Below are 21,318 nucleotides of genomic sequence, written 5' to 3' on the forward strand. Positions count from 1 at the left end.
CGCACCGTGCGGCGGATGGCGGTCAGGCCATGGTAGGCAGATCCCGCGTTCACCGCGGAAGCCTGTGGATAACCCTCTGACCTGCTGTTCTGTGGAGCTCTTCGGCGTCTGCTCGCCGTTGCCCGACGCAGGGCCTTCTTTACAGGGCTCCCTTGCGGGTGAGGTGGTTGAAGGCCAGCCATCCCGGGAGAACCGGCAGCCACAGGGTCAGCAGCCGGAACAGCAGTACCGCCGGCGCGGCGACCTCGCTGGGCAGGCCGACCGCGATCAGACCGACCGTCAGGGTCGCCTCGACCGCGCCCACACCACCCGGGGTGGGCGCCGCCGACCCCAGCGCGTTGCCCGCGAGGAAGACCACCGCCACGCCGGCGAGGCTGATCGACGTCGTCCCGTCGCCGAACGCCTGCACGGAGGCGTACAGACACAGTACGAAGCAGGCGGTCAGCAGCAGCATGCCACCGATGCCGGTGACCAGCTTCTGCGGGCGCTGCAGCACATCGAGCATCCGCGGCACGACACCCGCGAAGAGCGACCGCACACGCGTGAAGAGGAACTTCCGCAGGAACGGCACCGAGGTCACCACCAGCACCAGCACCGCCACCGTCAGCAGACCCGCGATGACCGTACGGGACGGCGACAGCGAGGGCGTCTTCTCGGTACCGGTCAGATAACCGAACGCGAGCAGCATCAGGATGTGGCAGCCCAGCCCGAACAGCTGGGACGCCCCGACGCTCGCCACCGCGAGCCCCGGCCGCACCCCGGCACGCTGGAGGAACCTGGTGTTCAGGGCGACACCGCCCACCGCCGCCGGGGCGACGATCTTCACGAAGGAACCGGCGACCTGCGCCGCCACCGTCCTGACGTACGGCACCCGCTCCGGCACGAATCCCAGCAGCGCCAGGGCGGCGGCGAAGTAGCTGGCCGCCGAGAACAGCACGGCCGCCGCCACCCAGCCCCACTCCGCGTTGGAGATCAGTGGCCCGAACTCGATATGGGTGAGCTGCGTCAGCAGGAAGTACCCGCCGATGGCGCCCGCGATGAAACTGATCAGCGTGCGCGGACGCACCCGCTCGAGGCGGACCGGCTCGACCGGCGCCTGCGGCCTGATCCGCAGCACCTCGTGACGGATCTGCGTGAGCAGGTCCTCCTCGCGCGCCTCCTCCAGCGCCTCCTCGATCGCCCGCTTCTCGGCCCGCTGCTCGGCGCGTACGGCCTTCTTGCCGGACTTCCCCTCGAACCGCCCGTCGGCCGTGGACCCCCCGGAGTGGCCCGCGGCCTGCTCCGTGCGCAGCAGCCTGGTCTGCCGGGAGGCCTCCAGGACCGCCTCACGTTCGCGCTCCGCCCGCTCCCGTGCGAGCCGGCGCAGCGTCGCGCGCGTGGAGCGGCTCAGCGCGATCGGCTGGAGCATCGGCAGGCAGTCCGCCACGGCGTCGGGGCCGAGCACGCTCAGCGCGGAGGCCACCGCGCGTTCGGCGCCCACCCGGAGCCCCAGCGTCACCAGCAACTGGGAGACGTCCATGCGCAGCAGCACCTCGCCGGCCGCGATCTCCCCGATCCGCAGATCGGTGAGGATCACCGCGCCGGAACGGTCCACCAGGATCGCGTCGCCGACCAGCCTGCGGTGCGCGATCCGGCGGGACTGCAGCGCCTGCACCTGATGCCAGGCGCCGCGCAGCAGTTCGTCGGTGATCTCCTCGTCCGGCAGCGAGTCGAGGGTGCGCCCGCCGCTGTGCTCGTAGACGAGCATCACCGCGTCGGGGCCGAGCTCGGACATCGCGATCAGCTTCGGCGCGTTGGCACCGGCCGCGATGGCCGCGTACGCCAGCAGTGCCTCCTGCTCGAGTGCCTGGCGCAGGGACTGGAGGCTGCTGCGGGTGGCGAAGCCGCGCAGGGTCAGATTGCGCCACGCACGGTAGAAGAACCCCTGTGCCTGCTGCTCGCGGTCGACCACCGTCACGTCCAGCGGCGGACCGTCCTCCAGGGTGACGAAGTACCGGCGGCCCCGGTCCCCGGCCTCGGCGGCGTCCGGCGCCTCCTGGCGGGACGCGCTCACCGGATGGAAGCCGACCGTCCGCAGGCCCGCCATCAGGGTCTGCCCGGTGGGACGCACATTGGGCGAACCGACCGCATAGAGCGTGCCGTACGCGACGGTCCAGCCGAGCAGCACCGTCAGGATGACCGAGAACGGAGTCGTGTACCCGGTGACCAGCATGGAGAAGGCGTCGAGGAGCAGCACGACACACAGCACCGCGCGCCATCGGGGCCTGCGGGACATGCCGACGGCCGTCATGTAGGCGATGACGGGCGCCAGATAGCCGTGCACCGGATCGGTGAGGGCGTGGACGTCGCCGGGGGAGGGCTGGGTCAGCGCCTCCTGGATCGAGTCGGGGGCCGCCCGCGCGACCCACAGATCGGTGGCGAGTGTCACCCCGTGCGCGAGGACCGCGGCGAGCACACCGTCCGCGATCCGCAGCCCGTCCCGTTTGATCAGCCGTTCGATGGCGAAGGCGACCGGCACGAGGAGGATCGCGATGCTGGAGGCCAGACCGGCGATCTTGATGAGCAGGTCCGGAGCCTGACCGGTGCCCTTGGTGATGTCCTGTTCCAGCCCCGAGGTGGTGCCGTGGGCGAACGTGGCGATCGCCAGCAGCACCCCGATGGCGAACACGCCCACCAGGAGCCGCACGAGATCGGACGGACGGTGCACGCGCGCGGGGAGCAGGGGCTCGTCGCCCTCCACCTCGTCGACGTGCGCCGGATCGGTACCGCTCCTGCCGTCGGTGCCGTGGGCGCCCGGAGCGGCCTGCTTCCCGGTCCCGGCCGTCCCGGTGCCGGCGTCCTCGGTGCCGGCGTGCTGTGGATCGGTGTCGTGCGGATCGGTGCCCCGGGGACCCGGGCGGTCGGTACGACCGGTGTCCGGGCGCGCCGAAGCGGCAGGGGTGCCCGCCGCGTCCCCTGGGTGCGCACCCTGCTCCGTCATGGCCTCGTCTTGATCTCGTATCACCGGTTCACCGCCCGCACGATGGTGGCATGCCGTACCGCCGCACACGGGCGGCAGGGGCGACGTGCGGGGTCGCACAGTCTGCCCGACACATGGTTCCCGGGCGAGGCGTACGTACGCCCCGGTGCCCGGGACGGCGCCGGCCGTGTTGTCGGTGGGGTGGTGCAGGATGGGCAGGATGAGCCAGCAGAGCCTTCCGTCCGACACCGGCCCGGCGCACGCGGGCACCCTGCCCGAGTACGCCGAGCGGGTCCTCGACGCGGCCGAGCGGATCCCGCCGGGCCGCGTCCTGACGTACGGCGACGTGGCCGAATGGCTGGAGGAGGGCGGCCCCCGGCAGGTCGGGCGCGTGATGGCGCTCTACGGGGGAGCCGTCCCGTGGTGGAGGGTCGTCCGCGCGGACGGGACGCTGCTGCCGGGCCACGAACTGCGAGCCCTCGACCACTACCGCGCGGAGGGCACTCCCCTGAGGGAGGCGGGCCGGGCCGCCGAGCGGCACCTGCCGCGCCTCGACATGAAGCGCGCGCGGTGGGACGGCGGCGGGTCCGCGGAGGACGGCGGCCGGTTCCCGCCGTCGGACGTACCGCCGGGCGGCCTGTGACCCGTACGGGGGAAACAGGGCACCTCCGCGCCATGACGTACGTTCGTGAGGCGGGTGACACGCGTGCCGTGTGTGCCGGGAGGGAAGAAACGGACGTTCCGCTTCCGCACTCTCCGTGGGCGCGGCGTCAACCGCACGTGTCCCTCCCGACCCCGCGGCCACCGCCCTCCACCCGCGGTGGAACGGCAACCAGCACACCCACCAGGACCGGCGAACCACGTGAGCTCCTCTTTCTCCACCAACGGCCTGTCGCACCCCAAGGTGCGACGGGGGAACCCTGGCGCTCATCGACTGGTCCGTACCCCGCCGGCCCGTACATCCCCCCCTCGGTTGGACGCCGCACAGCGTTCCGTGGTTGACCACCGGACCGGACCGATGCTCGTCCTCGCAGGTCCGGGCACCGGGAAGACGACCACACTGGTCGAGTCGGTGGCTGCGCGCATCGCCCGGGGAGGCGACCCCGAACGCATTCTCGTGCTGACGTTCAGCCGCAGGGCGGCGGTCGAGCTGCGCGACCGCATGGCCCTGCGCACAGGGGCCGCGCGCGCCCCGCGGGCGACCACGTTCCACTCGCTGTGCTACGCCCTGATCCGCGCCCACCAGGACAGCGACCTCTTCGTCGAGCCGCTGCGACTGCTGTCGGGCCCCGAGCAGGACGTCACCGTCCGTGAGCTGCTCGCCGGCCAGGTCGACCTGGAGCGCCTCGGCCTGGCGCACGTGCGCTGGCCGGACGAACTGCGCGCCTGCCTGACCACCCGCGGCTTCGCCGACGAGGTCCGCGCGGTGCTCGCCCGCAGCCGCGAGCTGGGCCTCGGCCCCGACGCCCTGGACGCCTTCGCCCGCCGCATCGGTCGCCCCGACTGGCGTGCCGCGTCCGCCTTCCTCGCCGAGTATCTCGACGTCCTCGACCTGCAGGGCGTCCTCGACTACGCCGAACTGGTCCACCGCGCGGTGCTCCTCGCCCGCCGCCCCGAGACCGCCCGGCAGCTCGCCGCACGGTACGACGCCGTGTACGTGGACGAGTACCAGGACACCGACCCGGCGCAGGTACGGCTGCTGCAGGCGCTGGCCGGCGGCGGCCGTACCCTGGTCGCCCTCGGCGACCCGGACCAGTCGGTCTACGCCTTCCGGGGCGCGGACGTGAACGGCATCCTGGACTTCCCCGACGCGTTCCCCCGCGCGGACGGCCGCCCGGCCCCGGTCGAGGTGCTGCGCGTCGCGCGCCGCTCCGGCGCGGCCCTGCTGGCCGCCACCCGCCTGGTCACCCAGCGCATGCCGCTGCCCCGCCTGCCCGCCGAGAAGGTCCGCGCCCACCGGGAGCTCACCCCGGTACGGGACGGCGGCCGGGCCGAGGTCCACACGTACCCGACCTCCGGCACGGAGCTGGACAACATCGCCGACATCCTGCGCAGGGCCCACCTGGAGGACGGCGTCGCCTGGCGGGACATGGCCGTCCTGGTGCGGGCCGGCTCCCGCACCCTCCCCGTCGTCCGTCGCGCCCTCACCTCGGCGGGCGTCCCGGTGGACGTCGACGGCAACGACCTTCCGCTGCGCCATGAACCGGCGGTGACGCCTCTGCTCACGGCGCTGCGAGCGGTGGCGACGGCGGAGGCGGCCGGCGGGCCGGGGGAGGAGCCGGATGCCTCAGGACAGGAGAAGGAGCAGGCACGGGGGCAACGCTGCTGGCTCGACACCGAGACCGCGCTCACCCTGCTCGCCTCTCCTCTCGCCGGCATGGACGCCGCCGACCTGCGCCGCCTCGGCCGGGCCCTGCGCGAGGAGGAGCGGGCCGCGGGCAACGCGCTGCCGCCGCCCTCGGACGACCTCCTCGCGCGGGCGCTGGCCGAACCCGAACGGCTGGTCGTGCACGACCCCGCGTACGCGCGCGGAGCCCAGCGGCTCGGCACGCTGCTGCGCACGGCACGCGAACGCCTGGCGAACGGCGGCACCGCCGAGGAGGCGTTGTGGGACCTGTGGGACGGCACCCCGTGGCCGACGCGCCTGGAACGCTCCGCCCGCCGCGGCGGCGCGGCCGGACGCAACGCCGACCGGGACCTCGACGCGGTGTGCGCCCTGTTCGCGACCGCCGCCCGCGCGGAGGAACGCACCGGGGGCCGCGGCGCCCTGAACTTCCTGGAGGAGATCGACGCCGAGGACATCGCCGCCGACACCCTCACCCGCCGCGCCGTGCGCCCCGACGCCGTACGCCTGATGACCGCGCACCGGGCGAAGGGCCTGGAGTGGCGGCTCGTCGTCGTGGCCGGTGTCCAGGAAGGCCTGTGGCCCGACCTGCGCCGCCGCGGCTCCCTGCTGGAGGCCGACCGCATCGGCCGCGACGGGCTCGCCGAACCGCTCACCCCCGGCGCGCTCCTCGCCGAGGAACGCCGCCTGTTCTACGTCGCCGCCACCCGCGCGCGTGAACGGCTCGTCGTGACGGCCGTGAAGGCCCCCGCCGACGACGGCGACCAGCCCTCCCGCTTCCTGACCGAACTCGGAGTCGAGCCCAAGGACGTCACCGGGCGCCCACGCCGCCCGCTGTCCGTCGCCGCGCTCGTCGCGGAGCTGCGCGCCACCACCGTCGACCCGCGCGTCTCCGGCACCCTCAGGGAGGCCGCCGCCCGCCGGCTCGCCCGGCTCGCGGCCCTCACCGACGAGGAGGGCCGCCCCCTGGTGCCGTCCGCACACCCCTACCGCTGGTGGGGCATGTACGAGCCCACCCGGAGCAAGGTGCCGCTGCGCAGCCGCGACCAGCCCGTCGTGCTCTCCGGCAGCGCCCTCGACCAGCTCGCCAACACCTGTGCCCTGCAGTGGTTCCTCGGCCGGGAGGTGAAGGCCGACGCTCCCGCGACCGCCGCCCAGGGCTTCGGCAACGTGGTGCACGTCCTCGCCGACGAGGTGGCCTCCGGACACACCCCGGCCGACCTCGCCGTCCTCATGGAACGGCTCGACTCCGTGTGGAACGCGCTCGCCTTCGACGCGCCGTGGAAGTCCCGGCAGGAGAAGCAGAACGCGCGCGTGGCCCTCGAACGTTTCCTGAAGTGGCACGTCATGGACCGCGCCGGCCGCACCCCGGTGGCCAGCGAGCACGACTTCGACGTCCGCCTCGAAGCAGGCGACTACGAGGTCCGCATCCGCGGCCAGATGGACCGCGTCGAAGCGGACGGCGAGGGACGCGCCTACGTCGTCGACTTCAAGACCGGCAAGCACGCCCCCAGCTCCGCCGAGGTGGCCCGCCACCCCCAGCTCGCCGTCTACCAGCTCGCCGTGCAGGCGGGAGCCGTCGACGAGGTCTTCGACGGCTCCCGCCCCGGGACGGGCGGCGCCGAACTGGTCCAGCTGCGCCGGCCCGCAGCCAAGCGGGACGGCGGAGAGACCCTGCCCAAGGTGCAGGCCCAGGAGCCGCTGGAGAGAGAGGGGGAGCAGGGCGAGTGGGTCGGCGACCTGCTCGCCACGGCCGCCGGAAAGGTCCTCGACGAACGCTTCGCCCCGAGCGCGGGCCAGCACTGCACCCACTGCGCCTTCCGCGCCTCGTGCAGCGCACGTCCCGAGGGGCGGCACGTGATCGAGTGAGCGGCCCGGTGGGGGACGTCAGGCCGACGGGGACGCCCACGACCGGCGTGACGCATCGCACCACCCGCGCCGACCTGCGGTTCTCCGGCCGACGCGGGGCGGTGCGGCCTTCTGTCGGTGGCCGCCGCTAGCCTCTGCGTGTGCACGCACGCATCAGCGATCCCGAGCAGCTCAAGGAGCTCCTCGGGATCCCCTTCACCCCCGAGCAGACGGCCTGCATCATCGCGCCGCCCGCTCCTCAGGTGATCGTGGCCGGAGCCGGTTCCGGCAAGACGACGGTGATGGCGGCACGCGTGGTGTGGCTGGTCGGCACCGGCCAGGTCGCCCCCGAACAGGTGCTCGGCCTCACCTTCACCAACAAGGCCGCCGGTGAACTCGCCGAACGCGTCCGCAAGGCGCTGATCAAGGCAGGCGTCACCGATCCGGACACCATCGACCCCGACAACCCGCCGGGCGAACCGGTGATCTCCACCTACCACGCCTTCGCGGGCCGCCTCCTGACCGACCACGGGCTGCGCATCGGCCTCGAACCGACCTCCAGGCTCCTCGCCGACGCCACCCGCTACCAGCTCGCCGCGCGGGTGCTGCGCGAGGCCCCCGGCCCGTACCCCGCCCTCACCCGTTCCTTCCCCGACCTGGTCGGGGACCTCCTCACCCTCGACGGCGAGCTCTCCGAGCACCTCGTGCGGCCCGAGGACCTGCGCGGCCACGACACCGAGCTGCTGCGCATCCTGGAGAACACCAAGCTCACCAACGCCGACCTGCGCAAAGTGCCCGAAGCGGCCGCCGCGCGGCGCGAACTCGCCGATCTCGTCCTGCGCTACCGGGCCGCCAAACGCGAGCGCGACCTGCTCGACTTCGGCGACCAGATCGCCCTCTCGGCACGGCTCGGCCACATCCCCGAGGTGGGCCGCGCCCTGCGCGACGAGTTCCGCGTGGTCCTCCTCGACGAGTACCAGGACACCTCGGTCGCCCAGCGCGTCCTCCTCGCCGGCCTGTTCGGCGGCGGCACCGGCCACCCGGTGACCGCCGTGGGCGACCCCTGCCAGGCGATCTACGGCTGGCGCGGTGCCTCCGTCGCCAACCTCGACGACTTCCCCGAGCACTTCGCACGGGCCGACGGCAGCCCCGCCACCCGCCAGTCGCTCAGCGAGAACCGGCGCAGCGGCGGTCGACTGCTGGACCTCGCCAACGGTCTCGCCGCGCCCCTGCGGGCCATGCACGCGGGCGTGGAGGCACTCCGCCCGGCCCCGGGAGCCGAACGGGACGGCACCGTGCGCTGCGCCCTGCTGCACACCCACGCCGAGGAACTCGACTGGATCGCCGACTCCATCGCCCACCTCGTACGCACCGGCACGGCGCCCGGCGAGATCGCCGTCCTGTGCCGCACGGCGACCGACTTCGCCGGAATCCAGAGCGTCCTCGTCGCCCGGGACGTCCCCGTCGAGGTCGTCGGCCTGTCCGGGCTGCTCCACCTGCCCGAGATCGCCGACCTGGTCGCCGTCTGCGAGGTCCTCCAGGACCCCGGTGCCAACGCCTCGCTCGTCCGCCTGCTGACCGGCCCGCGCTGGCGCATCGGCCCGCGCGACCTCGCCCTCCTCGGCCGCCGCGCGCGCCTGATCGTGTCCCCCGCGCGCGTGGACGGCGAGGACGACCCCGACCGCCGTCTCGCCGAGGCCGTCGAGGGAACCGACCCGTCCGAGGTGATCTCGCTCGCCGACGCCCTCGACACGTTCCTGGAGACCCCGCTCGACGGCCACAGGGACGACGACGGGCTGCCCTTCTCGCCGGACGCGCGCGTACGCTTCGCCCGGCTGGCCACCGAACTGCGCGACCTGCGCCGCTCCCTGGCCGACCCACTGATGGACATCCTGCACCGCGTCCTGGCCGTCACCGGCCTCGAGATCGAACTGTCGGCGTCCCCGCACGCCCTGGCCGCCCGCCGCCGCGAGACCCTGTCCAACTTCCTCGACATCGCCGCCTCCTTCGCCGCCGGGGACGGCGAGGCGACCCTGCTCGCCTTCCTCGGCTTCCTGCGCACCGCCGCCCAGTACGAGAAGGGCCTCGACAACGCGCTGCCCGGCGGCGAGAACACCGTCAAGGTGCTCACCGCGCACAAGTCCAAGGGCCTGGAGTGGGACGTCGTGGCCGTCCCCGGACTGGTCACCGGCACCTTCCCCAGCGGCCAGGGCCGCGAGAAGTGGACCGCGCAGGGCAAGGTGCTGCCGCACGGGCTGCGCGGCGACGCCGACACCCTGCCCGACGTCGGATCCTGGGACTCCCGGGGCCTGAAGGCCTTCCACGAGGCGATGAAGGACCACCAGCACACCGAGGAGCTCCGCCTCGGCTACGTCACCTTCACCCGCCCCCGCTCGCTGCTGCTCGGCTCCGGCCACTGGTGGGGGCCCTCGCAGAAGAGACCGCGCGGGCCGTCCGCGTTCCTCCAGGCCCTCCACGACCACTGCGCCGCCGGGTACGGCGAGACCGAGGCCTGGGCCGACGAGCCCGCCGAGGACGACGAGAACCCTGCCCTGCAGCGGTCCGGCCAGGACCAGATGTGGCCCCTCCCGCTGGACGACGACGCCCTCGCCCGCCGCCGCGCCGCCGCCGACACCGTCCTGGCCCACCTCGAGAGCCTCGCCGTCCACCCCGCAGACCGCCCCCCGGCCGTACCCGCCCAGGACACGTACGACGACCCGGACTGGCCCCCGCCCCCGGACGACGAGGACGTCCCGCCCGACGACGTCGACCTCTTCGCCGACGACGTGGCCGGCGAGGCCGACGAGGACGACTGGCACTCCTGGACCGCCGACCGCCCCACCGACGGCCTCCCCTCCGCCGGCCCGCCCGCCGGCCCGCCCCTCGGCGGTCTCCCGGCCGGCCGCCGTCCCACCGTCCCGCACCAGGCGACGGCCCCGGAGCCCGCCGCGCACCACGGCACCCCTGCATCCGCTCCGCGCCCGGACCCCGCAGCCCCCGGCCCCGAGGCCCCGGACCTCCGGGCGGAGCCCGCCGCACCCCGCCTCACCCCGGAGGAGGCCCGTACCGTCGCCTCCTGGGACCGTGATCTCGACGCCCTCGCCGGCGAACTGCTGCGCGCCCGCGAGGGCGTCACCGACGTCCTGCTGCCCGCGTCGCTCACCGCGTCCCAACTGCTGCGGCTGGCCGCGGACCCGGACGGCTTCGCGCGGGAACTGGCCCGCCCCATGCCCCGCCCGCCGCAACCCGCCGCCCGCCGCGGCACCCGCTTCCACGCCTGGGTCGAGGCCCGCTTCGAGGAACTGACGCTGCCCCTGCTCGAACCGGACGACCTCCCCGGCAGCGAGGCCGAGATCGCCGACGAGCACGACCTCGCCGCCCTCAAGGACGCCTTCGAGCGCACCGAGTACGCCCACCGCACGCCCTACCGCGTGGAGGCCCCTTTCCAACTGGAGATCGCCGGCCGGGTCGTCCGTGGCCGCATCGACGCCGTCTACCGGCAGGACGACAGGGATCCGGGCGAAAACGGCACCGGCGCCGGGACGACGTACGAGATCGTCGACTGGAAGACCGGCCGCGACCGCACCGCCGACCCGCTCCAGCTCGCCGTCTACCGGCTCGCGTGGGCCGAGCAGCAGGGCGTCCCCCTGGAGTCGGTCACCGCCGCCTTCCTGTACGTACGCACCGGCGAGGTCGTACACCACGACGCGCTGCCGGACCGCGCGGCCGTCGAACGACTGCTCCTGGAGGAACCCTCCGCAGACACATCGGGTGACACGTAGGGTGATACGCCCGGTGAGATACCGCACTCCGGGGACACCCCCGCGGGCCGATAGGCTCGAGGCCATGAGCCAGCCCGTTGACAGTGCCGTCAGCGCCGTCCGCACGTACGTCGAACAACACAGCGCCGCCTTCCTCGACGACCTCATCGAGGGGCTGCGCAGCCCCTCGGCGCCGGCCGGCCCCGATCACGCACCCGACGTGCGCCGCGGCGCCGACTGGCTCGCCGCCGCACTCACCGCGACCGGCTTCCCGACCACCGAGGTCTGGCCGACCCCCGGCGCCCCCGCCGTCCACGCCGAACGGCCCTCCGCCGACCCCGGGGCGCCCACCGTGCAGCCCGCCGCCCGCCAGGACGTGCAGCCCGCCGTCCGCGAGGACGGCCGGCACAGCGGCCCCTTCGAACCCGTCGTCCGGGACAGGGACAACCGGCTGCACGCCCGCGGGGCGGCCGACGACCAGGGCCAGGTGTTCCTCCACACCCTCGGCGTCCGGTCCCGCCTCGCCACGGCCGGCCGCACCGCCTCCGCAGTGCACCTGAAACCGCTGATCGAGGGCGAGGAGGAATCCGGCCCACCCCACTTCCGGTCCCTCGTCGAGCGGCACGCGGACCGGCTCGCCGCCGACGCGGTGATCGTCTCCGACACCGGGACGCGGCCCGAGGACACCCCCACCGTGTGCACCGGCATGCGGGGCCTCGCCGAGTGCGAGATCCGGCTGCACGGCCCGGACCAGGACATCCACTCCGGTTCCTTCGGCGTCGCGGTGCCCCACTCGGCCACCTCCGTCGCCCGCCTTGCCGCCGCGCTGCACGACGAGCACGCGCGCGCGGCGGTCCCCGGCTTCCACGACGGTGTCGCCGAGCTCACCGACCGCGAACGCGAACTCCTCGCCGAACACTGGCGGCGCGTGCCCTGAACGCCCCGGGCCGTCCGGCCCCGGCCGCCCGCGCGGGGCACACTGGAAGCACCCCGCCGCCCCGCGCGCCGACGGGACCGGCCGCCCCCCGCCGTACGACCCGCCGACCCGACCGCCGACCGCCGATCCCATCCGTTTCACCGGGGGAGTTGGAAGCACCCGTGACCACCTGGACCGACCACACCGCCGACCGCCCCGTCTCGCTCACCGCCCCGAACGGCATCAACCGCGCCGCCCACCACCGGCTCGACGAAGCATGGCTCGCGGCGGCCTGGAGCCACCCCTCGACGCGCTGCTTCGTGGTCTCCGGCGGCCAGGTCCTCATCGACGAAACGGCCGACGGCCGCACCGAACTCGTCATGACGCCCTCCTTCGAGGCGCCGCTCACCGAAGCACACCGCTACTTCCTGGGCATCGACCAGGACGGCGTCAGCTACTTCGCCCTGCAGAAGGACGCCCTGCCCGGACGCATGGACGACTCCGCCCGCCCGGCCGGCCTGCGCGAGGCGGGCCTGCTCCTGTCACCCCGCGACGCGGGCCTGATGGTGCACGCGGTCGCCCTGGAGAACTGGCAGCGTCTGCACCGCTTCTGCTCCCGCTGCGGCGAGCGCACCGTCATCGCCGCGGCCGGCCACATCCGCCGCTGCCAGGCCTGCGGCGCCGAGCACTACCCGCGCACCGACCCCGCGGTGATCATGTCCGTCGTCGACGACCAGGACCGCATCCTGCTCGGCCGCCAGGTCCACTGGCCCGAGGGCCGCTTCTCGACCCTCGCCGGCTTCGTCGAGCCGGGGGAGTCCATAGAGCAGTCGGTGCGCCGCGAGGTGCACGAGGAGGTCGGCATCAGCGTCGGCGAGGTCGAGTACGTCGCCAGCCAGCCCTGGCCGTTCCCCTCCAGCCTCATGCTGGGCTTCGTCGCCCGCGCCACCTCCACCGACATCGACGTCGACGGCGACGAGATCCACGAGGCCCGCTGGTTCTCCCGGGACGAACTGGGCGCGGCCTTCGAATCCGGCGAGGTGCTCCCGCCCTACGGCATCTCGATCGCGGCCCGCCTGATCGAGCGCTGGTACGGCAAGCCCCTCCCGACCCGCACCGCTTTCTGACACCCGGAAGCGGGGTGGGCGCCTCCGATCAAGGACACGCCCTCGCGGCGTAAGCATCGAGTGTCCGACGTCACGGGGAAAGTCCAGGCCGTAGCCCGCGCGCGGCACGCCAAGGGCGAGAGCGTCACAGCCATCGCCAAGGCCCTGGGAATCTCCCGTGCCACTTTGTACCGGCACATCGGCGAAAGCTCTGAGGCAAGCGCACAGACGTACCGGCAGGCCCCTGACGTAAGGCGTCAGGGGTGCTGTCACACGGGGCCCAGTGGAAGGCAAGTGGGATCAGGGAGCCATCGCGCGGACAAGCATCGTGTCCACGGTCCTGCCCTCTGGCGGACCGATCAGAGACACGCCCACGTCAGAGAAGCCGTGCCCCGTGAGGGTGCGCCTCCACTCATCCGGAGCACGGTCGTGCCGCAGTCCGGATCTGGCCGGCTGGGGCGCCTGGTTGCCTGGAGGCAAGTGCGAGAACGCCAGGATTCCGCCCGTCGCCATACGCGAGCGGATCAGCGGGAGCAGGATGTCCGGATCGACGAACCACACGGCACCAAAGATCGACAGTACGACATCGAACACGTCCGGCGTGACGTACGCCTTCGGGTCACGGATCGCTACTTCCCTGCTCATGCTGGCCTGCCTCCACGTGATGAGGGTTCCGTGGTGCTCCGGTTACGTCGCCCACCCGCGCACTTGGAACACAGGCACGGCGGCATGAGGCCAGTAGCGGGAGGTTCCCCGCCCTCGCCCTCGTACAGGGTTCGTGGCTTCGTCCGAGTGCCGTCGGTCCTCACTGGTAAGCGCTGATGCGGAGGGACATGACGACCATGTTCCGGATCGGGCGTGACCATCGCGGCGACGTTTGAGGCGGCCCTCGGGTGTCGTGTCGGCGCCACTCCGAAGGCGGTAAACCGGTGTCATTAGAGGCGTGGATCGAGCGGTACTCGGCTCCACCGGAGTGAGGGAGTGCGCGCGTCCTCGTGTGGCCCATCAGGGCGGGGACAGCAGAAGGCCCCCGTCTGTCTCTTCGGACGGGGGCCTTCTGTGTGTAAGGGGGAGCGGGTTGTCAGGCGCTGAGCGCCTGCTTGACCTGGGCAAGGCTCGGGTTCGTCATGACGACCTCGGTCCCACCATTGGTGGGAACCACCTGAACCGTCGGGACCGTCTGGTTGCCACCGTTCGCCTTCTCCACGAAGGCCGCGGAGGCCGGGTCATGCTCGATGTTGATCTCGGTGTACGCGATGCCCTCGCGGTCCATCTGACCCTTCAGACGGCGGCAGTATCCGCACCACGTGGTGCTGTACATCGTCACAGTGCCCGGCATGTCTCTCGCGCTCCTTCGGCGACTCGGGAAGTCCTCGCTGAGGAAGGAACGTAGGTGAAAGCGCCGTCATTCCCAGGGGCCGTGGCCCGCCCGCTCGTGTGATGTGATGCCTGCCGCATTGGTACGACTGCGAGGGCGCGCCTGTGGACAACCGGCTCAGCCGTCTTTGGCGACCTGGCAGCATGGCTGTGTGACAGCAGCAACGCACTCCCCTCTCTTCCCGCGGGTACCGGACTCGGCCGACGCGGTGCTCGAAGGGCTCGACCCCGAGCAGCGCGAGGTCGCCACCGCCCTGCACGGCCCGGTGTGCGTGCTGGCGGGCGCCGGTACCGGCAAGACCAGGGCGATCACCCACCGGATCGCCTACGGGGTGCGCGCCGGAATCCTCCAGCCCTCCAGCGTGCTCGCCGTCACCTTCACCAACCGTGCCGCCGGGGAGATGCGCGGCCGGCTGCGCCAGCTCGGTGCCGTGGGGGTCCAGGCCCGCACCTTCCACTCGGCGGCGCTCCGCCAGCTCCAGTACTTCTGGCCGAAAGCGGTCGGTGGCTCCCTGCCCCGGCTGGCCGACCGCAAGATCCAGCTCGTCGCCGACGCGGCCGCCGCCTGCCGCATCCGGCTCGACCGGGGCGAGCTGCGGGACGTCACCGCCGAGATCGAGTGGTCCAAGGTCACCCAGACCGTCCCCGCCGAATACCCGCCCGCCGCTGCCAAGGCCGCGCGGGAGGCGACCCGTGACCCCGCCGAGATCGCCCAGCTCTACGCCGCCTACGAGGACCTCAAGCGGGAGCGGGGGGTCATCGACTTCGAGGACGTGCTGCTGCTCACCGTGGCCGTGCTCCAGGACCGTCAGGACATCGCGGAACAGGTCCGCGCCCAGTACCAGCACTTCGTCGTCGACGAGTACCAGGACGTCAGTCCGCTCCAGCAGCGGCTGCTGGAGCTCTGGCTCGGAGACCGGGAGAACCTGTGCGTGGTCGGCGACGCCAGCCAGACGATCTACTCGTTCACGGGCGCGACCCCCGACCATCTGCTCGACTTCCGCACCCGGCATCCCGGTGCCACCGTCGTGAAACTGGTCCGCGACTACCGCTCGACCCCCCAGGTGGTCCGCCTCGCCAACGGCCTGCTCGCCCAGGCGCGCGGCCGTGCCGCCGACCACCGGCTGGAACTCGTCTCCCAGCGCGGCCCGGGACCCGACCCCGTCTTCAGCGAGTACACCGACGAACCCGCGGAGGCCGAGGGCGCCGCGCGCCGGATCGGCGAACTGCTCGGTGCCGGTGTTCGGGCCAGTGAGATCGCCGTGCTGTTCCGTACGAACTCCCAGTCCGAGACCTACGAGCAGGCCCTCGCGGACGCCGGAGTCCCGTACCAGCTGCGGGGCGCCGAGCGCTTCTTCGACCGTCCGGAGGTGCGCAGGGCGAGCAGCGCCCTGCGCGCGGCGGCCCGTTTCGGCGGCAACGACAGCCTCCTCGACGACGTGGTCGACCTGCCCTCCCAGGTACGCGCCGTGCTGTCGGGCGAAGGGTGGACGGCGCAGCCGCCGGCGGGCTCGGGGGCGGTGCGGGAGCGCTGGGAGTCCTTGGCCGCTCTGGTGAACCTCGCCCAGGACTTCACCGCCGCGAGACCCGGAGCCACCCTCACCGATCTCGTCGCCGAGCTCGACGAGCGGGCCGGTGCCCAGCACGCCCCGACCGTGCAGGGCGTCACGCTCGCTTCGCTGCACTCGGCCAAGGGACTCGAGTGGGACGTCGTCTTCCTGGTCGGTGTCGCCGAGGGCATGATGCCGATCACCTACGCGAAGACCGACGAGCAGATCGAGGAGGAGCGCCGTCTCCTCTATGTGGGTGTCACCCGGGCACGGGAGCGTCTCCATGTCTCCTGGTCGCTCGCCCGGTCGCCCGGCGGCCGGGCGAGCCGTCGGCCCAGCCGTTTTCTCCACGGGCTGCGTTCCGGCCCGACCGCCGCGGCCGGCCGCAACGGCGCGGGAGGCGTCGGCGGTGTGGAACGTGGTGCGTCCGGGCCGGTGGCCGCTTCCGTGGCCCCGGGGCCGGGACGCAGGCAGCGCAGCCCCGCCCGCTGCCGGGTCTGCGGGCGCACGCTGACGGACGCGGGCGAGATGAAGCTGATGCGCTGCGAGGACTGCCCCTCCGACATGGACGAGGGCGTCTACGAGCGGCTGCACGACTGGCGTGGCGACCAGGCGCGGCGCAGCGGGCAGCCCGCGTTCTGCGTCTTCACCGACAAGACGTTGATGGCCATCGCCGAGACCGTCCCCGAGGACGCGCCGGGGCTCGCCCGCATCCCCGGTGTGGGCAAGCGCAAGCTGGACCGCTACGGGGCCGACGTACTGGCCATCTGCGCCGGCGGAGACGGAGCGGAGGACAAGGAACAGGCCTGATTCCAACTCGTCGAGAAAATAGTTTGCGCAGGCCCCAGGAATCCCCATAGGTTCTCAGACACGGGAACAGCGGCCTTCTCGGAGGCCCTGATTCCGTGTTGTACTTGCATATCCGTTGGACCGGCTGACCCCGGTCCCCCGATGCGCCGAGAGGAGGCGAGTCCTGTGATCAGCATCAACACCAGCTCCATCGTCAAAATGACCGATCGCTCGGCCGTCTCCCTGTGCATTCTCGGCGCCTCGAATCAGGGCACCGGTCTGTCCGGCATCCCTGCCGCACGTCCGGCGTCCTCCGTCGCTCCCGCGGGCCTTGCCCTCTGTGAGCGCGATGAGCGACCGATCAAGGCACTGGAAGCGGTAGAGGCACAGGCGAAGGCCTATGCCTTTGCGGCGGCCGGTGCCGGATTCCGGAAGCAGACGACGCAGCACCACCTGATGTGGGCCTTCCGTGGGCCAGAACCCTGGAGTGATCCAGCCTGATTCGCTCAGGCCGGCGCCTTCAGGGCCGCGGAACCCCATCCGGGATCCGCGGCCCTTCTGTTTGTCCCCGAACGGGGACGACGGACCGAAGCGCCTCGGGACAAGAGCAGGACCCGGTACCAGCCGCCACCCGGCCCACCGGCCGGAAACGACCAGACGAGGAAGACGAACCGTGCAACTCGAAGCGCACGCCACGTCCGTACCGCCTTCCGACACGATCCCCAAGCCCGGCTCCACGGAGGACCCGACCTTGACTCCGCTCACCGCGCTCACCGCGCTCGACGACGCCATCGAGAACCTCGGCGTGCCCGTCCCCTGCCGCTCCTACGACCCGGAGGTCTTCTTCGCCGAGTCGCCGGCGGACGTCGAGTACGCCAAGTCCCTCTGCCGCACCTGCCCGCTGATGGAGGCCTGCCTCGCCGGCGCCAAGGAGCGGCGTGAGCCGTGGGGTGTCTGGGGCGGTGAGCTGTTCGTCCAGGGCGTCGTGGTCGCCCGGAAGCGGCCGCGTGGCCGTCCGCGGAAGAACCCGGTCACAGCATGAACACCCCAGGAACGATCGACCGCCCCCTCACGCACGACCCCCAGAAGCAGGCCCCGATGATGCCGACCGCAGACGAGCCCGCAGGCTCCGCGACCGAAGACTTCACCACCCGTGGCGCGAACGACTCGCGTCAGAACAGGACCCGAGAGATGCAACTCATTCCAGAAGCCCTGGCCCGTGCACATATGCACGAGCGCCTGCGAGAGGCCGAGCGGGAACGCCGGGTCGCGCACCTGGTGACCGCTCGCCGGATGCAGCGCCGCGCCGAGCGTGCCTCCCGGCGCGCCCGCCGCGCGCTCGCCATGGCCGTCATGCAGTAGCCGATCCGACCGATCCGACGATCCGATCCAACGGATCAAGGTGATCCAGCCCGTCGTGGCCCTTCCCTCGGGGGCCGGTCCGTGCCGAACGGACCGGCCCCCGAGGCACGTTGCGCCGAGCACATGGTGCGGGTGCGGGCTGTCCGGTGCGGCGTGGCCGTCGGCCGGGTGACGCGCCACTCCGGTGTCGGTGGCGGCAGGCGCGGTCCGCGTTTCTCACCCCTGCGTCGCCGACGCCTCCTCCACCGGCTCGCCCACCTCGTCCTCGGCGGCCGCGTCCGAAGGCTTGGCCTTCGTGGTCTTCCCCTTCTTGTCCTTCCTCGCCGCGGGCTTCCGTTGCGCGAGCTTCTGCTTCGCCGGCTTCTGCTTCGCGGTCCTCCGGCCGGCAGGCTTCTCCTCCGGGGGCTCCTTCGGCAGGGCCTCGTCCACCGCTTGCCTCGGCAGCAGTTCCCCTGCTTCCTCCGCTTCCCCTGCTTCCTTCGGTCCCGCTGCCTCCGGATCCGTTTCTTCCGCATCCGCTGCTTGCGCTTCGTCCCTCTCCTCCGGGGCGAACCCCGGCAGCCACTCCCGCAGTTCGTCGCGCAGCCGTACCGTCCCGCCCAGCTGGCACAGCACGCCGATCGTGCTCAGGGTCACCCGGTGGATCAGCAGATACGCCGGGGGAAGGTTGAGCTGCTTGGCCAGCTGGTATGCGGGGGAACGGGGGTCGCCGACGCGGGCTGCCTGACCGCGCATCCAGCCCCGGGTGAACGTGAACTCCTCGACCTGCGCCGGTTCGATGATCGGCAGGAGGTACTCGAGGACCGCGTCGGGATCCAGTTCGACGGTCTCCCTGATGAATCCCTCCGCGCACAGCATCTCGTGGACGGCCTCCGCCTCGCCGTCCAGCGTCATCCGCAGAGCCGCGCCGATGGGGGCCGGCAGCCCGCCCGGCAGCCGGTCGACCGTGCCGAAGTCCAGTACACCCAGACGCCAGTCGTCCTCGCCGTCCGGGCCGCCGGGCAGCAGACGGAAGTTGCCCGGATGCGGGTCGGCGTGCAGCAGTCCGGTGCGGGCCGGCCCGGAGAACAGGAAACGGGCGAGGAGCTGGCCGGCCCGGTCGCGCTGTTCCTCCGTGCCGTCCGAGATGATCTCCGAGAGCGGGACGCCGTCCATCCACTCGGTGACCAGCACCTGCTCGCACTGGTGGACCACCGCCGGTACGAAGACATCGGGGTCGTCCGCGAACTCCTCGGCGTGGGCCCGCTGGGCCTGGGCCTCCAGCCCGTAGTCCAGCTCCTCCGCGACCCGGTTCTTCAGCTCCGTGATCAGTGGCTTGACATCCATACCGGGGACCAGAGGCCCCAGCAGCCGGGCGAACCGGCTCAACTGGTTCAGGTCGGACAGCAAGGCCTCCCCGGCGCCCGGGTACTGCACCTTGACCGCCACCTCACGGCCGTCGTGCCACACCCCACGGTGCACCTGACCGATCGAGGCCGCGGCGGACGGCTTGTCCTCGAACTCCAGGAACAGGTCGGGCCAGTCCTCGCCGAGCCGCTCCTCCAGCACCGCGTGCACGGTCCGGGTCGGCATCGGTGGGGCGGCCTCCTGGAGTTTCGTCAGCGCCGCGCGGTAGGGCCCGGCGACCTCCTCGGGCAGGGCGGACTCGAAGACCGACAGGGCCTGGCCGAACTTCATCGCACCGCCCTTGAGCTCGCCGAGCACCTTGAACAGCTGCTCCGCGGTGCGCTGCTGCACCTCGCGGCCGACGAGCTCCGCGGACTCGCCCACGATCCGCTTGCCGAGCCCCCAGGTCGCCCGCCCGGCGAAGCCGAGCGGGAGCGCGGCCAGCTTGGCAGTCCGGGTGACCGCCTTCCGGGGAAGATCAGACATGAGCCCTCCAAGTCATTGCCGGCCGCTCCGCGTCCGCCTGACGGCACACCTTCTTCGACGGCCCGTGCATGGCCATTGTCCCGTGCCTCCGGCCGTGCTCGGAGGTGTGGTGCTCCGACTCCGTTCTCGCCGTCTCCTGGTCCGCCGCTCCGCACGGACAGCCGGGATGGCTCCCGACCGGCCGCGCATGCCAGTGCAGACCCGGGAGGGAAGCCTCCCAGCGGGCACCGGCGCTGGACGGAACATGGCCGTCCAGGAAGGCGAGCGCATGGGCGCCGGCGAGTCCGGCCACGGTCGCGGCCAGGAGCAGATCACAGGCTCCCACCCGGCGCTGCTGCCCGGAACGCCATTGGGCGACCATACGCGGCCACGTCGGATCCCGGTCGGTCCTGTCCTGCTGGAGACAGCCCGCGCACCCTGTCTCACCAGGCAGGACGAACGGACCGACGACACCGGTCGCCTCCACCACGCCGGCGTAGAGATGGGGTGTTCCCGAGGCCGTCAGGGCCTCGGCCCCCGCCGGGTCCGGAGTGTGCACGGCGACGTCGTCCCGCGGGGCGAAGATCACCAGGGAGAACCCGGGGGTGCCTTCCTCGGGCGGGGACTGAGCGGTCCGGCGCGGCGGCCGGTCCGGCGCGGCCCGGCGCACGGCACGGCGGGCCGCCTCGTCCCTGCGGTCGCCGACGGCTTCCGGGGGCAGTCCGCCCGGCGCGACGTCCCAGGTCTCGACCCGGCCGATGTCGCGCACGTCGACCTCACCCACGCCGGCTCCGGACAGCAGCGCCGCCAGCATCGAGCCCACCCGGCCCGCGCCCCTCACCTGCACCCGCGCTCCGCTCCGCGCCGCGAGCCGTCCGAGCGCGTCGCCGGGCGCGGAGGTGGTCAGGGTCAGCGAGGCCAGGTCGGGGCGCAGCCGGTCGAGGACCTCCCGCTTCTCGCGCAGTGCGTCGGCGGCCGGGCCGCCGCCCCGGGAGTCGTCGAGGAGCCCGGCCCGGGACAGCCGGACCACGAGCCGGTCGACATGGCCGTCGGGCAGATCCATCCGCCGGCCCTCCTCGCGCAGACGATCGAGCCCGCGGGTGCCGTTGAGCAGGTCGAGGAAGCTGCCCGTGGCCGTGTCCATCGGCCCCAGGGTCAACGCGTGCGCGGGTGTCATCCCGAACTGCACGGTGTTGAGGTCGCGCCAGCCGCGCCGGAGCGCCGGCTTCACCATCGGATGCATGTCAGGTCCCCCGTGTGTCCCCGTGTGTCCCTGTGTGTCTTCGTGTGTCCTGAACGGCAGCCGTCGTACCGACGGCTGCTCGCGGGCCGGTCGACGACTGCCAGCATGCCCGGATGTGAAGCGCCTTGCGGAAAGTTTTCCACAGGAAAGGTGATTGATCGTATAAATCCGTCGCATGGTGGGGGGATCGGGTACCGAAGCGTCCCGGAGCC

13 protein-coding genes and 2 pseudogenes are annotated in these 21,318 nt (G+C 72.7%); 10 read left to right on the plus strand and 5 right to left on the minus strand.

From position 1 onward, the window contains the following. Positions 1–139: 139 nt before the first annotated feature. A complete protein-coding gene (locus TU30_RS22330) occupies positions 140–2,980 on the minus strand; it encodes a lysylphosphatidylglycerol synthase transmembrane domain-containing protein (protein ID WP_042172775.1) in 2,841 nt (946 codons plus the stop codon). A 199-nt stretch (positions 2,981–3,179) separates the two neighbouring features. On the opposite strand from TU30_RS22330, the gene TU30_RS22335 reads away from it, so the two are divergent. From TU30_RS22335 to TU30_RS37540, 6 genes and pseudogenes are all read left to right on the plus strand, one after another. After that, on the plus strand, positions 3,180–3,602 hold the full coding sequence (locus tag TU30_RS22335; protein WP_042172777.1) for an MGMT family protein: 423 nt from the start codon (positions 3,180–3,182) through the stop codon (positions 3,600–3,602). Positions 3,603–3,821: 219 nt separating this feature from the next. Next, positions 3,822–7,172, plus strand: coding sequence for an ATP-dependent DNA helicase (locus TU30_RS22340; RefSeq protein ID WP_078878434.1), 3,351 nt, complete (start codon positions 3,822–3,824; stop codon positions 7,170–7,172). A 140-nt stretch (positions 7,173–7,312) separates the two neighbouring features. Beyond that, positions 7,313–10,933: an ATP-dependent DNA helicase gene (locus tag TU30_RS22345; protein WP_042172779.1), complete on the plus strand. Its 3,621-nt coding sequence runs from the start codon at positions 7,313–7,315 to the stop codon at positions 10,931–10,933. 64 nt (positions 10,934–10,997) lie between these two features. Then, positions 10,998–11,828 (plus strand): annotated as a pseudogene (locus TU30_RS22350) (M20/M25/M40 family metallo-hydrolase); the annotation flags it as partial. A 170-nt stretch (positions 11,829–11,998) separates the two neighbouring features. Beyond that, positions 11,999–12,955 (plus strand): NAD(+) diphosphatase, encoded by a 957-nt coding sequence (gene nudC / locus TU30_RS22355; protein ID WP_078878436.1) that lies wholly within the window; start codon positions 11,999–12,001, stop codon positions 12,953–12,955. A gap of 60 nt (positions 12,956–13,015) precedes the next feature. After that, positions 13,016–13,117, plus strand: a pseudogene (locus tag TU30_RS37540) (helix-turn-helix domain-containing protein); the annotation flags it as partial. A 117-nt stretch (positions 13,118–13,234) separates the two neighbouring features. On the opposite strand, the gene TU30_RS22360 reads toward TU30_RS37540, so the two are convergent. Beyond that, the gene (locus tag TU30_RS22360) at positions 13,235–13,579 is read right to left on the minus strand and encodes a hypothetical protein (protein WP_176726149.1); all 345 of its coding nucleotides are present in this window, start codon (positions 13,577–13,579) and stop codon (positions 13,235–13,237) included. Positions 13,580–14,015: 436 nt separating this feature from the next. Beyond that, positions 14,016–14,273 carry a mycoredoxin gene (locus TU30_RS22365; RefSeq protein WP_042172783.1) on the minus strand — a complete coding sequence of 86 codons (258 nt, stop codon included), beginning with the start codon at positions 14,271–14,273 and terminating at the stop codon, positions 14,016–14,018. Positions 14,274–14,379: 106 nt separating this feature from the next. Here TU30_RS22365 and TU30_RS22370 point away from each other — a divergent pair, with 106 nt between their 5' ends. The 4 genes from TU30_RS22370 to TU30_RS22385 all read left to right on the plus strand — a co-directional run bounded on the left by TU30_RS22370 (position 14,380) and on the right by TU30_RS22385 (position 18,012). Beyond that, a complete protein-coding gene (locus TU30_RS22370; RefSeq protein WP_042172785.1) occupies positions 14,380–16,671 on the plus strand; it encodes an ATP-dependent DNA helicase UvrD2 in 2,292 nt (763 codons plus the stop codon). Between the two features lie 165 nt (positions 16,672–16,836). Further along, the gene (locus tag TU30_RS22375; RefSeq protein WP_042172787.1) at positions 16,837–17,151 is read left to right on the plus strand and encodes a hypothetical protein; all 315 of its coding nucleotides are present in this window, start codon (positions 16,837–16,839) and stop codon (positions 17,149–17,151) included. 172 nt (positions 17,152–17,323) lie between these two features. Further along, positions 17,324–17,692 carry a WhiB family transcriptional regulator gene (locus TU30_RS22380; RefSeq protein ID WP_042172790.1) on the plus strand — a complete coding sequence of 123 codons (369 nt, stop codon included), beginning with the start codon at positions 17,324–17,326 and terminating at the stop codon, positions 17,690–17,692. After that, positions 17,689–18,012 carry a hypothetical protein gene (locus TU30_RS22385; protein ID WP_042172791.1) on the plus strand — a complete coding sequence of 108 codons (324 nt, stop codon included), beginning with the start codon at positions 17,689–17,691 and terminating at the stop codon, positions 18,010–18,012. The genes TU30_RS22380 and TU30_RS22385 overlap by 4 nt, the downstream gene beginning before the upstream one ends. 216 nt (positions 18,013–18,228) lie before the next feature. On the opposite strand, the gene TU30_RS22390 is transcribed toward TU30_RS22385, so the two are convergent. Both TU30_RS22390 and TU30_RS22395 read right to left on the minus strand, forming a co-directional pair. After that, on the minus strand, positions 18,229–19,884 hold the full coding sequence (locus TU30_RS22390) for an AarF/UbiB family protein (RefSeq protein ID WP_234307950.1): 1,656 nt from the start codon (positions 19,882–19,884) through the stop codon (positions 18,229–18,231). Continuing rightward, entirely contained in the window at positions 19,877–21,106 is a 1,230-nt protein-coding gene (locus TU30_RS22395) for a ThiF family adenylyltransferase (RefSeq protein WP_042172793.1), read from the minus strand. Before TU30_RS22395 ends, TU30_RS22390 begins: the two co-directional genes overlap by 8 nt. Positions 21,107–21,318: the final 212 nt, after the last annotated feature.

Source organism: Streptomyces sp. NBRC 110035, from assembly GCF_000829695.1.
GTDB lineage: Bacteria > Actinomycetota > Actinomycetes > Streptomycetales > Streptomycetaceae > Streptomyces.